This is a genomic window from Catonella massiliensis (assembly GCF_016651435.1).
Classification (GTDB): domain Bacteria; phylum Bacillota; class Clostridia; order Lachnospirales; family Lachnospiraceae; genus Catonella; species Catonella massiliensis.
In genome coordinates this window covers 1,696,329-1,709,239 of the sequence record NZ_JAEPRJ010000001.1, presented here as the reverse complement: position 1 = coordinate 1,709,239, position 12,911 = coordinate 1,696,329, and the positions used below count along the sequence as shown (strand labels likewise).

15 protein-coding genes are annotated in these 12,911 nt (G+C 38.3%); all 15 read left to right on the top strand.

The features are described 5' to 3' along the window. Window positions 1-527 precede the first annotated feature (527 nt). Window positions 528-1,469 carry a DNA/RNA non-specific endonuclease gene (locus JJN12_RS07755; protein WP_208429137.1) on the top strand — a complete coding sequence of 314 codons (942 nt, stop codon included), beginning with the start codon at window positions 528-530 and terminating at the stop codon, window positions 1,467-1,469. A gap of 121 nt (window positions 1,470-1,590) precedes the next feature. After that, window positions 1,591-2,673, top strand: a complete 1,083-nt coding sequence (asd, locus tag JJN12_RS07750) for an aspartate-semialdehyde dehydrogenase (RefSeq protein WP_208429136.1) — start codon at window positions 1,591-1,593, stop codon at window positions 2,671-2,673. A 196-nt stretch (window positions 2,674-2,869) separates the two neighbouring features. Continuing rightward, on the top strand, window positions 2,870-4,012 hold the full coding sequence (locus JJN12_RS07745; RefSeq protein ID WP_208429135.1) for a WG repeat-containing protein: 1,143 nt from the start codon (window positions 2,870-2,872) through the stop codon (window positions 4,010-4,012). A 236-nt stretch (window positions 4,013-4,248) separates the two neighbouring features. Next, the gene (locus JJN12_RS07740; RefSeq protein ID WP_208430357.1) at window positions 4,249-4,785 is read left to right on the top strand and encodes a UPF0236 family transposase-like protein; all 537 of its coding nucleotides are present in this window, start codon (window positions 4,249-4,251) and stop codon (window positions 4,783-4,785) included. 124 nt (window positions 4,786-4,909) lie between these two features. Then, on the top strand, window positions 4,910-5,107 hold the full coding sequence (locus tag JJN12_RS07735) for a hypothetical protein (protein WP_208429134.1): 198 nt from the start codon (window positions 4,910-4,912) through the stop codon (window positions 5,105-5,107). Between the two features lie 380 nt (window positions 5,108-5,487). Beyond that, window positions 5,488-5,886 (top strand): NusG domain II-containing protein, encoded by a 399-nt coding sequence (locus JJN12_RS07730; RefSeq protein WP_208429133.1) that lies wholly within the window; start codon window positions 5,488-5,490, stop codon window positions 5,884-5,886. 8 nt (window positions 5,887-5,894) lie between these two features. Continuing rightward, window positions 5,895-6,389, top strand: a complete 495-nt coding sequence (locus JJN12_RS07725) for a Gx transporter family protein (RefSeq protein ID WP_208429132.1) — start codon at window positions 5,895-5,897, stop codon at window positions 6,387-6,389. Window positions 6,390-6,482: 93 nt separating this feature from the next. Further along, window positions 6,483-7,859, top strand: a complete 1,377-nt coding sequence (locus JJN12_RS07720; RefSeq protein WP_208429131.1) for a WG repeat-containing protein — start codon at window positions 6,483-6,485, stop codon at window positions 7,857-7,859. Between the two features lie 13 nt (window positions 7,860-7,872). Further along, on the top strand, window positions 7,873-9,183 hold the full coding sequence (locus JJN12_RS07715) for an alpha-amylase family glycosyl hydrolase (protein WP_208429130.1): 1,311 nt from the start codon (window positions 7,873-7,875) through the stop codon (window positions 9,181-9,183). 155 nt (window positions 9,184-9,338) lie between these two features. After that, window positions 9,339-9,452, top strand: coding sequence for a 50S ribosomal protein L36 (rpmJ, locus tag JJN12_RS07710; protein ID WP_023353537.1), 114 nt, complete (start codon window positions 9,339-9,341; stop codon window positions 9,450-9,452). 253 nt (window positions 9,453-9,705) lie between these two features. Further along, window positions 9,706-10,074 (top strand): 30S ribosomal protein S13, encoded by a 369-nt coding sequence (gene rpsM, locus JJN12_RS07705; protein WP_023353536.1) that lies wholly within the window; start codon window positions 9,706-9,708, stop codon window positions 10,072-10,074. A 21-nt stretch (window positions 10,075-10,095) separates the two neighbouring features. Continuing rightward, window positions 10,096-10,497, top strand: coding sequence for a 30S ribosomal protein S11 (gene rpsK / locus JJN12_RS07700; RefSeq protein ID WP_208429129.1), 402 nt, complete (start codon window positions 10,096-10,098; stop codon window positions 10,495-10,497). 32 nt (window positions 10,498-10,529) lie between these two features. Beyond that, a complete protein-coding gene (gene rpsD, locus JJN12_RS07695) occupies window positions 10,530-11,126 on the top strand; it encodes a 30S ribosomal protein S4 (RefSeq protein WP_208429128.1) in 597 nt (198 codons plus the stop codon). Between the two features lie 37 nt (window positions 11,127-11,163). After that, window positions 11,164-12,123, top strand: coding sequence for a DNA-directed RNA polymerase subunit alpha (locus JJN12_RS07690; protein WP_208429127.1), 960 nt, complete (start codon window positions 11,164-11,166; stop codon window positions 12,121-12,123). Between the two features lie 16 nt (window positions 12,124-12,139). Continuing rightward, on the top strand, window positions 12,140-12,676 hold the full coding sequence (rplQ, locus tag JJN12_RS07685; protein WP_208429126.1) for a 50S ribosomal protein L17: 537 nt from the start codon (window positions 12,140-12,142) through the stop codon (window positions 12,674-12,676). Window positions 12,677-12,911 lie beyond the last annotated feature (235 nt).

Here is a 12,911-nt window from a genome sequence, read left to right as displayed (position 1 = left end):
ATCATGATATGGCTTCACCTTACAGGTAAATTGTAATAAAATATAAAACTTTTAATAAGCCATGGTATTGTAGGCATTTTCGTGAAAGCTAGATCTATAACTGCACGGATTCAGGAATTTTTTAATGTATTATCAGCTCAGGCTGTTTGATTGATAAGCCGACATAAACAAACACACCAGCCACATGGGGCAGGAGGTAGTGTCTGTCTTTCATTCGGTATTCTAGTTATTATTTGCATAAATTTAAGGTGCCAGCTTCGAATGATAAATTCTAAGCGAGCGCATTAGGCGAAGCGAAGCGGATGCCGGAGCGAGTCTGAAATGTTATCATTCGGAGCGTCACTTAGGTTAGATTATATAACTCCACAAATTAGAATTTGTTAACGGAATACTTAAGTTTATCATCTATAATCAAAAATCATTAGAGAAACACCTTCACCCTGTTGTAATATTGGGCTTAAACTGTTATAATCAAACTTATGTTTGGTGTCTGTTAGAGATAATATTTGTATTTAGGAGACAGTTTAATGCGAAGCTTTAGAAAAATAAAGAATAACCTGCTCATTCTGCTATCTGTAATTGGACTGGCATTTGCAGGCTGTAACATAAGTGACCTTGGTCTATTTGGTACTTCTGACAATGTAAAAGTATATGATAAAAATGATAGAAGTATACCTGTTGATATAAAGGATGTGCCAAAGTACAGAGGCATTCCTTATGTTGAAATAAATGACAATAAGCCGTCATTTTCAGAAAAGGACAAAGACAGAGTAGAGGAATACAGTAAGCTTGATAAGCTAGGCAGATGCGGCCCTGCATTTGCAAATGTAGGCAAGGAGTTAATGCCTACCAGCCCAAGAGAATCAATTAGAGATGTGCGCCCAAGCGGTTGGCATACAGTGAAGTATGATGATATACTTGAAGACAGGTATTTGTACAATAGATGCCACCTGATTGCCTTTATGCTTGCAGGAGAAAATGCAAATGAAAGAAACCTGATAACGGGAACAAGATATTTTAATGTAGAAGGAATGCTGCCTTTTGAGATTCAGGTTGCAGACTATGTGAAGTCTACAGGCAATCATGTTCTTTATAGAGTAAGGCCTATATTTAAGGGAAATGATTTAGTTGCCCGTGGTGTACAGATGGAAGCACAGTCTGTAGAGGATGGAGGCGAAGGAATTTCATTCAATGTATATTGCTACAATGTTCAACCCGGCATAAGGATTAATTACAAAGACGGCAGCAGCCAGCCTGAAAGTAAGGTACAGAAGAATAAGAATAAAAACAAGAATAAAAAGCCATACAAGTCTAATAAGACAAAAAAGGCAAGAAAGAAGTATGGTATGAATGTGTTTCAAAAGGACTGGTACATTACAGAACTTGATGACTATGATATAAGCTTTTTAGATGGTAATAGTACATCAAAAATAAAGAAATGTGAAATCACCTTTGTAAACATTTGCTAAAATTAAAATTATATTGAAAATAACCTTGAATTTCAGCCCTAAAAGTAGTACTATAGCCGTTATATCGATAAAAAGACAAATGTTCGTCTGAGAAAGACAGGCGAAGGACAAGGAGATAGATATGGAAAAATTAAAAGTTGGTGTGCTTGGCGCAACAGGTATGGTAGGCCAGAGATTTCTTTCTCTGCTAGAGAATCACGAATGGTTTGATGTAGTCTGCGTGGCAGCTTCTCCAAGAAGTGCCGGGAAGACTTATGAAGAAGCAGTTGGAGACAGATGGAAGCTTGATACTCCAATGCCTGAGAAGGTAAAGAAGTTAATTGTTGAAAATGTAAATGACGTAGAGAAGGTTAGTTCTCAGGTTGACTTTGTATTTAGTGCGGTGGATATGACAAAGGATGAGATTAAGGCTATAGAAGAGGCTTATGCAAAGACTGAGACTCCTGTAGTATCCAATAATTCTGCTCACAGATGGACACCTGATGTACCTATGGTTGTGCCAGAGCTTAACCCTGAGCACCTTGAGGTCATCAAGTTCCAGCAGGAAAGACTTGGTACTAAGAGAGGCTTTATTGCAGTTAAGCCAAACTGCTCAATCCAGAGTTATGCTCCTGCACTTCATGCCTTAAAGGAGTTCAATCCTGTAAGAGTAGTAGCTACTACCTATCAGGCAATCTCAGGTGCAGGCAAGAACTTTAGTGACTGGCCTGAAATGGTTGGCAATATCATTCCTTACATCGGAGGAGAAGAAGAAAAGAGTGAGCAGGAACCTCTTCGTATCTGGGGTAAGATTGAAAACGGTGTCATAGTTAAGGCTGAGGCTCCGCTTATTACGACCCAGTGTATAAGAGTGCCTGTACTTAACGGTCATACAGCTGCAGTATTTGTAGATTTTGAGAAGAAACCTTCTAAAGTAGAGATGATAGCAAAGTGGAGAAGCTTCAAGGGACTTCCACAGGAGCTTGAACTTCCAAGTGCTCCTAAGCACTTTATCCAGTATCTTGAGGAGGACAACCGCCCTCAGGTATCTCTTGATGTAAACTATGAGAGAGGAATGGGAGTTTCCATAGGAAGACTTCGTGAAGACAGTCTCTTCCAGTACAAGTTTGTAGGACTTTCCCACAATACGTTAAGAGGAGCAGCAGGTGGAGCAGTGCTTATAGCAGAACTCCTTGTAAAGCAGGGTAGAATTCAGAAAAAATAAAAAATAGAATATTTAAAAGAAAAATGCCTCAGACTTGACATAGATTTGAGGCATTTTTTATTTAGTATGATGTATCAATAGTTAAAGCTATAAACGATTTTTGCAAAAATTCAAAGTTTAAGGCTATAAAGAATTCAAAAGAGAGGTTGAGATAAGTATGAGAACTGTGATGAAAAAAATTTTGGTGTTATTAATTATGAGTATGATAGTAAATATATTTCAGATAGGAGAGGTGTTTGCAAAGCCTAAGTACAATTGTATATGGAGTTTTCATGAAGGTATGGCTACAATAATTAAAAATGGAAAGGTAGGTTTAATAGATAAAGAGGGTAAAGAGGTAGTGAAGTCCGGAAAATATAGTTATATAGGTAATTTTAGTGGAGGAGTAGCTTTAGTAATTAAGAATGGAAAGGAGGGGGTTATAAATAAAAAGGGAAAAGAAATAGTAAAGCCTGGAAATTATGATGAAATATGGAGTTTTAGTGAAGGACTGGCTAGAATAAGGGTAGGAGATGAGGAAACGGGTAAGTTCGGATTTATAGATAAAAAAGGGAAGGAGATAGTAGAACCTAAGTATGATGAGGCAGATGATTTTAGTGAAGGCTTGGCTAAGGTGAGAATAGGAGATGATGAAACAGGTGTGTATAGTTTTATAGATAAAAAGGGAGAAGAGGTAGTAAAGGTCGGAGCGTATGATTATGTAGGTAATTTTAGTGAAGGCTTGGTTAAGGTCAGAATAGGAGATTATGAAAAGGGCAAGTATGGTTTTGCAGACAGAAAAGGTAAAGAGATAATAAAGCCTAAGTATGATGAAGCAGGTAATTTTAGTGAAGGATTAGCTATTGTAAGAATAGGAAATTGGGAAAAAGGCTATTATGGATTTATAAATAAAAAGGGTAAAGAGATAATAAAACCTAAGTATGATCAAGTGGGTAATTTTAGTGAAGGACTGGCTAAGGTACGGAAAAAAGGTAAGTATGGTTTTATAGATAGAAAAGGTAAAGAGATAATAAAACTTAAGTATGATAAAGTAGGTAATTTTAGAGAAGGCTTGGCTAGAATACGGATAGGATATGATGAAACAGGCAAGTGGGGTTTTGTGGATAAAAAAGGAAAAGAAGTGGTAAAGCCCAAGTATGGTGAAGTAAATGATTTTAGAAACGGGCTTGCTCAGGTATGGATAGATGGTAAGTGGGGGTTTATAGATAAAAATGGGAAGGAGATAGTGAAACCTAAGTATGATGCTGCAAGTGATTTCAGCGAAGGAATCGCCCCTGTGAGTTTAGGAGATAACTGGTATATCATTAATAAAAAAGGAAAAGTTTTAAGGAAGCTTTAACAAAACCGAACTTTAACAGAAAATTGATTTACAAACGATTACTGAGTTAGTGTATAATTATAATTGGCAATAGCAAAAAGAAGGGGTTGCCCCCTTCCCAATCACACAGTTTTATTTTATTATTGATTTGCAAAAAAATAACATAAAGGAAAAACTGTATGACTGATGCTATTGCATAAGAAAAACTGATTTCATTCACGACCTTAGAACAAGAAATTTTTTAAAATGCCTGTAAGATTGCTAGGGAACACACGAAAAATATCCTTGAAAGTTATGATGATATGCTGTCAAAGGAGAGAGATGCCTCTAAATACAGGAATAAGGGAAAGAGAAATACTTCGGTCAAAACTGTATATGGAGAAGTCGAGTATGAAAGAAGGGTATATCAGACAAGACTGGCTGATGGAACGAAGGCACATGTGTATCTTTTGGACAGGTATATGGGAGTGGAGAAAATAGGCTTAATATCTACCAATCTGGCAGAAAAAATCGCTAATTCAGTTGCGGAACTCCCGTACAGGGCATCTGCGGAGATATTAAGTTCTTCAACAGGACAGGTTATAAGTGCCGGAGGTGTATGGAATGTAACCCAGGAGCTTGGCGTGAGAATATCATCAGAGGAAGAGCTTGATGTGAAGAAGATGAAGGCCTTTACAATGTATGAAGGCTGGGATGCAGAGAAAGAAAAAGAAGGCCGTAGTACTCTTGTAGAGAAAGTGGTATTTGCCGGAATGGATGGAAGCCGCGGATTCCCAAAAAGAGGGAAGCTGTGATACAGAAGAAGTATAATCCTGACGAAATAGAAAGAAGAATATTGAATGGAGATGTTCAGAGGCAGGAGCGGATAATCTTGCAAAGCTTCTGTGCAGGAAAGAAAACAAGAACCTAATAGAGACTGTGGAAAGGTACTCAGAGAGTTTGATATTTGATGAAAGCCTAAAGGAGATAAAAGAACCGCTTAGTGCTTCAAAATCACCATGTAGAGATGGTAAAGGGCTGCCTTATATGGAAGTAAGCAGGGGAAGTCTTCCACTAACTGGTACATCATTAACAGCGGGTAGAAAGGCATTAAGGAAATTTATACTTGGCAACTAAATAGAAAATATCAGTTCAGCATATAACCTGGGCTTGTTTATGGTACAAAAAAATAAAAAACAATGATAAAAGAAAAAGGTAAGGAAATTTGCCAACGAGTACTTGACACAAACCCGATTGATAGTCTTAATTGACTTTCAATCGGTTTTTTCGTATAATCCAATTAAAAATAAAACCTTATTAATCGTGAACTTAATATCAGTATATTAAGCTTTTTTATTTAATAGGAAATTTCTCCGAAATTACCTGTCAAATAAAAATCTCTCCGAGGGATCGCACTGCGGCGAATATGTAGATGTCGCTTACGTGGCCCGCCGCAGGCGGTGAATCCTGCAGTTCACTTCTTTGCGAGTTAAAGAAATACGGAGTTGTTTTTGACAATGGATAAATATAAGAAAAAAAGAAGACATGATGCCGTTTTGGGATTGGTTTTGCTTGTAATAGCAGCGGCTCTTTTTGCGGTCGATGTAATCGGGGCTTCAGGTAATGATGGAAATAAAACTGTGGTTATCTCAATTGACGGTGAAAAAAAGTCGGAATATCCTCTTAAAGAGGATGGAGTTTACCTTCTTGAAGGTTCTCATTTGGGCACGAATAAACTTGTAATAAAGGATGGGAAGGCTTATATAGAAGAAGCAAGCTGTCCTGACAAACAATGTATGAAGCAGGGTAAAATCAGCAAAGCAGGAGAAATGTTAGTCTGCCTGCCAAACAGGGTGGTAATTAAGATAGTGGATGCAAATGAAGAAGAGCCTGTGATTGACGGGGTTTCAGGTTAGGGGGTAAAGTGGCTAAAAAAGTTTCGTTGTATGGAATACTTGTGTCTCTTGCGTTCATAGCAAGCTATATAGAGGTACTTATTCCATTTAACTTTCACATACCGGGTATGAAGCTTGGACTGGCGAATATTGCTGTTCTCGTTGCCTTGTACACAGGTGGGGCAAAAGCAGGGATAACAGTATCAATTATAAGAATCATCCTTGTGGGACTTACCTTTGGCAATCCTTATAGTGCAATATATGGGCTTTCAGGTGGAGTGTTAAGCTTAGTTGTGATGATGCTCCTAAAAAGGACGGACTTCTTCGGAATGATAGGGGTAAGCATGGCAGGAGGGGTAGCACATAATATTGGGCAGCTTTTATGTGCTATGATATTACTTAAGCTGCCTGCGGTATTTACCTATCTATCTTATCTTATACTTGTTGGAACTGTTACAGGGGCACTGATAGGTATAATTGATGAGGAAGTCTTAAAGCGGTTGAAGATTAGGCTTATTATGTAATATTTTTAAAAATTACTAAAAGTGATACTCTAAAAGTATTATAAATTTCTTGTGCCTGATTCCGAGAAAAACATAAATAAAGGGAGAAAAACTATGTATAACAAAATATTAACAAAGGCTGTTGCCTTGGTTCCATTGACTGCATTACTTATAAACCCGGTTCAGACTATGGCTGGAAGCAATCACACATATGCTTCAGCGAACAACATAGTTGCTGCAAAAAAGGCGAAATACGAAAAGGAAATAGGGATATTTCCTGATGTAAAGGCTGTCAAGTCTAAGGGCAAATGGGCAATTGTAAAGACTAACGGAAAGAAGATTACAGGTTTTATATACCAGGATGTGAAGGTTGAAAAGCTAAATGATACCTATGGTACTATAGCCATAGCAGTTAAGAAAGACGGTAAGTGGGGCTTTGTAAATGAGCTTGGAAAGGAGACTGTGTCCCCAAAGTTCGATGAAGTTAAAGAAATAATGTTCACAGGTGTAAAGGTTAAGAAAGATGGCAAATGGGGACTTGTTACTACTGATGGGGATGTAATAATTCCTGTTAAATATGATGACATTGAAAAGTTTGACGGTGCTGTAGCAAAGGTCGTACTAGATGGAAAAAAGGGGCTGGTGGCTGATGGTAAGGAGATAATACCTCCTAAATATGATGATATAAATGATATAGCGCATGCTCCGTATCAGGTGAAACTCGGAGATAAATGGGGCTTTATTAGCGAAACCGGAAAAGAAATTACACCTGTAAAATATGATGCTGTGACTGCTTTTGCTGATGGACTTGCTGGAGTAAAGTTAGATGGTAAGTGGGGTTATATCAACCAAAGAGGTGAAGAAGTAATTACTCCAAAGTATGATGAAATAAAGGAGTTTAGTGAAAACAGAGCTGGAGTTAGACTTGAGGGTAACTGGGGATATATAGATGGATCAGGAGAAGAAGTTATATCTCCTCAGTATGATGAAGCAGGGAAATTTGACAAAGGACTTGCTAGTGTTAGTATCAATGGAAGATGGGGCCTAATAGACAAAAACGGTGAGTTGAAGTGTAAAATAATATACGATTCTATTTTCAACAATGAAGGTATGTCGCTTATTAGAGTTGACCTTGACGGTATGACAGGATATATAAACAGAGCAGGAAAGGTTGTTATCCCGGTAAGGTATGAGGAAGTAATAAACTATAATGATGAGGCTGTTGTAGTAAGAGCCGGTAAGAAATGGGGTGCTTATGACAGCACAGGTAAGATGGCTGTTCCTGTAAATTACGAGGGTATAGACAATCTTAACGTATACCATGATGACAAGAAGGGTGTTACAACCATCTATGTAAATGCAACCTTAAAGAAAAAGCCGGTTTTCTTCAGCGTTCAGGCTAAGAGCCAAAGGACAGTAAAAGGTGAGTATACATATGGTAAGTGGTCTAAACCTAAGACAAAAGCAAAAGTAAAATCGAACAGGAAATAGGAGAAAATAGCGAATGTGGGCTTATGAAAAAGTGTTTTATCAATTTTATCCGATGGGCTTTTGTGGTGCGCCATTTGAAAATGACGGGAATCTGGAGCATAGAATACTGAAGGTTATTGACTTCATCCCTCATCTTAAAAAAATAGGAATAGGAGCAGTATATTTTTCTCCTATATTTGAATCCGATACACATGGCTATAATACAAGGGATTATAGGAAGATAGATGTGAGGCTTGGAACCAATGAGGACTTCAAAAAAGTCTGCGAAGAACTTCATAAAGAAGGGATTAGGGTGATACTTGACGGAGTATTTAACCACGTAGGCAGAGGCTTCTTTGGCTTTAAGGATGTACTTGAAAAAAGAGAGAATTCACAGTACAAAGACTGGTTCAACATCAATTTTGGAGGTAACAGTAACTATAATGACGGACTATGGTATGAAGGCTGGGAAGGACATTATGACCTGGTTAAGCTAAATCTAAAGAACCCTGCGGTTACCGACTACCTTATAGAAAGTGTAAGGGGCTGGGTTAAAGAATTTGATATTGACGGACTCAGGCTTGATGTAGCTTATATGGTAGACAGGGATTTCTTAAAGAGACTTAGATACGAAACCAGTCAGATGAAACCTGAATTTTTCCTTGGCGGAGAAATGATAGGTGGAGACTACAACCAGATTATGAATGATGATATGTGCCACTCAGCTACCAACTACGAGTGCTACAAGGGAATTTATTCAAGCCTTAATAGTATGAATCTATTTGAAATAATGCATTCCCTAAACCGTCAGTTCGGTGATGAGAACTGGACCTTATACAGAGGCAAACATCTGATGAGCTTCGTAGACAATCACGATGTATCAAGGCTTGCCAGCATTCTTACTGAGGAGAAGCATCTTCCGCTAGCTTATGCACTTATGTTTACCATGCCTGGTATTCCTATGATATACTACGGAAGTGAATGGGGCTTTAAGGCAGACAAAAAGGAAGGCGACCCTGCACTTAGACCTGCCTTTGATAAGCCGGTATATAATGAGCTTACTGAATATATCACTAAATTAACGAAGATACATAATGCTTCACCTGTGCTCTGGTACGGAGGCTTTAAGTCTTTGCAGATAGCTAATAAGCAATGTGCATTTCTTAGAGAAAAAGATGGAAAGCGTATGATAATTGCAGTAAATGCAGATGGAAACAATGCAAGGCTTAACTTCCACATTGACAATGTGAATGGAAGCCTGACAGACCTTATTACAGGGGATAAAGTAGAGTTTAATTCAGGGCTTGACCTTGGGGGCTTTAGGGCATATATATTTGAGGCATAACAAAAATATCCTGTTTCGAAAGCTAGCGCAACTGCTTATTCGAATACAGGATATTTTATAGAAATCCGCAAAATATTTTTAAAATTTTTACTTGAAACTTGTAGTAGACTATGTTAGTATATAAAGTGGACTTTATTCAGAAAGGAGTTTTCGAAATGAAAGTTAGGTCATCTGTGAAGCCAATTTGCGAAAAATGCAAGGTTATCAAGAGAAAGGGTGCAATCAGAATTATCTGTGAGAACCCAAAACACAAGCAGAGACAGGGATAATTCTGATTAAGATTAATAATTAGGAGTCTTGCTTTCTGCGTTATGGATATCGCCGGAAATGTGAGCCGGTCATATCTGTGATACCGTATGTATAGGCTTTTGCTTATATTATGAAGATAAATACTTCTTCGCCTCGAAATTCATCATTTCGTTGTACGGTTTAAAGCGGCTGGGTAGAGGAAATCATCATTCCGATACCAAATTCACATATATTGTTACTATTAATTCAAAAAATAACGGAGGTTAAACGCTAATGGCTCGTATTAGTGGTGTCGATTTACCAAGAGAGAAGCGTGTAGAGATTGGTCTTACTTATATCTATGGTATTGGTAGAGCAAAATCTAATGAAATTTTAACAAAAGCAGCTGTTGATCCGGACATTCGTTGCAAGGATCTTTCTGACGAACAGGTTGGAAAAATCCGTGATGTAATTGAAGAATCCGTTCTGGTTGAAGGTGATCTTCGCCGTGAAGTAGCTATGAACATCAAGAGACTTCAGGAGATCGGTTGTTACAGAGGTGTTCGTCATAGAAAGGGGCTTCCTGTTCGTGGACAGAACACAAAGAACAACGCAAGGACAAGAAAAGGTCCAAAGAAGACCATCGCAAATAAGAAGAAATAATTAAAGGAGGATTCTTAGGTCATGGCTAGTGCAAAAGGTGCAGCAAAAAAAGTGACAAAGAAGCGTGTGAAAAAGAATGTCGAGCGCGGACAGGCACACATTCAGTCATCATTTAACAATACAATAGTTACATTAACAGATTCTGAAGGCAATGCTCTTTCATGGGCAAGTGCAGGCGGACTTGGTTTCAGAGGTTCTAGAAAGTCTACCCCTTACGCTGCTCAGATGGCAGCTGAAACTGCAGCAAAGGCTGCTGTTGTTCATGGATTAAAGTCTGTTGAGGTTATGGTTAAGGGACCTGGTTCAGGTAGAGAAGCAGCTATTCGTGCTTTAGAGGCTTGCGGAATTCAGGTAGTTAGCATAAAGGATGTTACTCCGGTACCTCATAACGGATGTAGACCACCAAAGCGTAGAAGAGTTTAATTCCAGGTAGATTATTTTAGGAGGAAAAATAAATGGCAAGAGATATGGTGCCTGTATTAAAGAGATGCAGGGCTCTCGGCATAGAACCAATGGTTATGGGACTTGATAAGAAGTCCAATAGAACTGCAGGTAACAGCAGAAGAAAAATCAGTGAATATGGTGCTCAGCTTCGTGAAAAGCAGAAAGCTAAGTTCATTTACGGCGTATTAGAGAAGCCTTTCAGAAACAATTTCGCAAGGGCTAAAAAGCTTAAATATGGTACAACCGGTGAGAACCTTATGATTCTCCTTGAGTTGAGACTTGATAACGTTATCTTCCGTCTTGGTCTTGCGAGAACAAGAAAAGAAGCAAGACAGATGGTTGGTCATAAGATGGTGCTTGTTAACGGCAAGCAGGTAAATATCCCTTCTTATACAGTAGCAGTAGGCGATAAGATTGAGATCAAAGAGAAGAAGAAGTCTATCCAGAGAATCAAGGATGTCCTTGAGGCAACTAACGGAAGACTTGTTCCGGCTTGGCTTGAGATGGATCGCGAGAACCTTACAGCAACTGTTAAGGAGATTCCAACAAGAGATCAGATAGATGTTCCTGTAGATGAGGTGTTCATTGTCGAGTTGTATTCTAAGTAATTAATTCGAATAACACACTTAAAGGAGGAGCCTGGTAATGTTTGATTTTAAGATACCGAATATTGAAATTGCTGAGATTTCTGAAGATAAGAAATACGGGCGCTTCGTAGTAGAGCCTCTTGAGAGAGGTTATGGTACCACTCTCGGGAATTCGCTCAGAAGAATTATGCTTTCATCTCTTCCGGGGGCAGCAGTAACAACTGTTAAAATTGAAGGAATTAAGCACGAGCTTAGTTCTATTCCCGGAGTGAAAGAAGATGTAACGGAAATTATTATGAACATCAAGAGTCTTGCTATTAGAAATGACAGTGAGACTGATGAACCTAAGACCGCATACATTGAATCTGAAGGAGAAGGTGTTGTAACAGCTGCCAACATTCAGGCAGATTCAGACATTACAATTACCAATCCTGACCAGGTGATAGCTACTCTTAATGGTGGTGATAATTGCAGATTATATATGGAACTTAGCATTGGACGCGGACATGGTTATGTTTCTGCCGATAAGAATAAGAACGATGAACTTGCAATCGATGTTATTCCTATTGATTCTATTTATACACCTGTAGAGAGAGTAAATATCAATATAGAAAATACCCGTGTAGGACATATGACAGATTATGATAAGCTCACGTTGGAAGTATTTACCAATGGTACAATGGGACCTGATGAGGCAGTAAGCCTTGCAGCCAGAGTAATGAGTGAGCATCTCAATTCTTTCATTGACCTATCTGAAAATGCTAAAGTAGTAGATGTTATGGTAACTAAGCCTGACAATGAAAGAGGCAGGGTTCTTGAGATGAGTATAGATGAACTTGAACTTTCAGTTCGTGCATTTAACTGTCTTAAGAGATCAGGCATCAACACTGTTCAGGAGTTGGTTGGAAAAACGCATGAGGATATGATGAAAGTCAGAAATCTTGGCAGCAAGTCTCTTGAGGAGATTAAGGCTAAGATTAAGGCACTTGGACTTTCACTTAATGAAGGCGATGAATAATTAGGAGGATATAGGAATGGCTGGCTATAGAAAGCTTGGTAGAACATCAAGTCAGAGAAAGGCTTTACTCAGAAGTCAGGTAACAGAGCTTTTATATCATGGCAAGATTGTTACCACTGAGGCTCGCGCTAAGGAGCTTCGCCGTATAGCTGAGAAGCTTATCACACTTGCTGTTAAAGAAAAAGATAATGTTGAAACAGTTACAGTTAAGTCAAAGGTTATCCGCAGAGATGCGGGTGGCAAGATTGTTAGAGAAGTAGTAGATGGCAGAAAGGTAACTGCTTATGATGTAGTAGAAAAAGAGGTTAAGAGAGACCTTCCTACACGTCGTAATGCAAGAGTTCAGATGAACAAGGTACTTTACTCAGTTACAGAGCGTCCTGAGAAGGCTGCCGGAAGAAAGAAAAACACCAAGGTTGTTGATCTTGCAAACAAGCTCTTCGATGAGATAGCTCCAAAGTATGTTGACCGTAAGGGTGGATATACAAGAATAGTTAAGATTGGTCTCCGTAAGGGAGATGCAGCTATGGAAGTTCTTATCGAGCTTGTATAATATGAATATCAAAGAGAAACTGTAAAAGGTTTCTCTTTTTTTTAGAAAATATTTTCAAATAATTGTCTATCTTGTATAAAAATATAATGATTATACTGAGGAAAGCAATGAATTAATGTAAGTTAATGAAAGTGCTTTCTAGATACAATAAGATTATTGAAAATAATTTTAACTAAGTTATAATACTAGATAGATTCAAAATAATAATTATAAAGAGGCATAGTGTGAAAGAAAG

Coding starts and splice junctions, on each gene's coding strand:
- JJN12_RS07755 (WP_208429137.1), top strand. CDS start 528: ATGCGAAGCTTTAGAAAAATAAAGAATAACCTGCTCATTCTGCTATCT.
- asd (WP_208429136.1), top strand. CDS start 1,591: ATGGAAAAATTAAAAGTTGGTGTGCTTGGCGCAACAGGTATGGTAGGC.
- JJN12_RS07745 (WP_208429135.1), top strand. CDS start 2,870: ATGAGTATGATAGTAAATATATTTCAGATAGGAGAGGTGTTTGCAAAG.
- JJN12_RS07730 (WP_208429133.1), top strand. CDS start 5,488: ATGGATAAATATAAGAAAAAAAGAAGACATGATGCCGTTTTGGGATTG.
- JJN12_RS07720 (WP_208429131.1), top strand. CDS start 6,483: ATGTATAACAAAATATTAACAAAGGCTGTTGCCTTGGTTCCATTGACT.
- JJN12_RS07715 (WP_208429130.1), top strand. CDS start 7,873: ATGTGGGCTTATGAAAAAGTGTTTTATCAATTTTATCCGATGGGCTTT.
- rpmJ (WP_023353537.1), top strand. CDS start 9,339: ATGAAAGTTAGGTCATCTGTGAAGCCAATTTGCGAAAAATGCAAGGTT.
- rpsM (WP_023353536.1), top strand. CDS start 9,706: ATGGCTCGTATTAGTGGTGTCGATTTACCAAGAGAGAAGCGTGTAGAG.
- rpsK (WP_208429129.1), top strand. CDS start 10,096: ATGGCTAGTGCAAAAGGTGCAGCAAAAAAAGTGACAAAGAAGCGTGTG.
- rpsD (WP_208429128.1), top strand. CDS start 10,530: ATGGCAAGAGATATGGTGCCTGTATTAAAGAGATGCAGGGCTCTCGGC.
- JJN12_RS07690 (WP_208429127.1), top strand. CDS start 11,164: ATGTTTGATTTTAAGATACCGAATATTGAAATTGCTGAGATTTCTGAA.
- rplQ (WP_208429126.1), top strand. CDS start 12,140: ATGGCTGGCTATAGAAAGCTTGGTAGAACATCAAGTCAGAGAAAGGCT.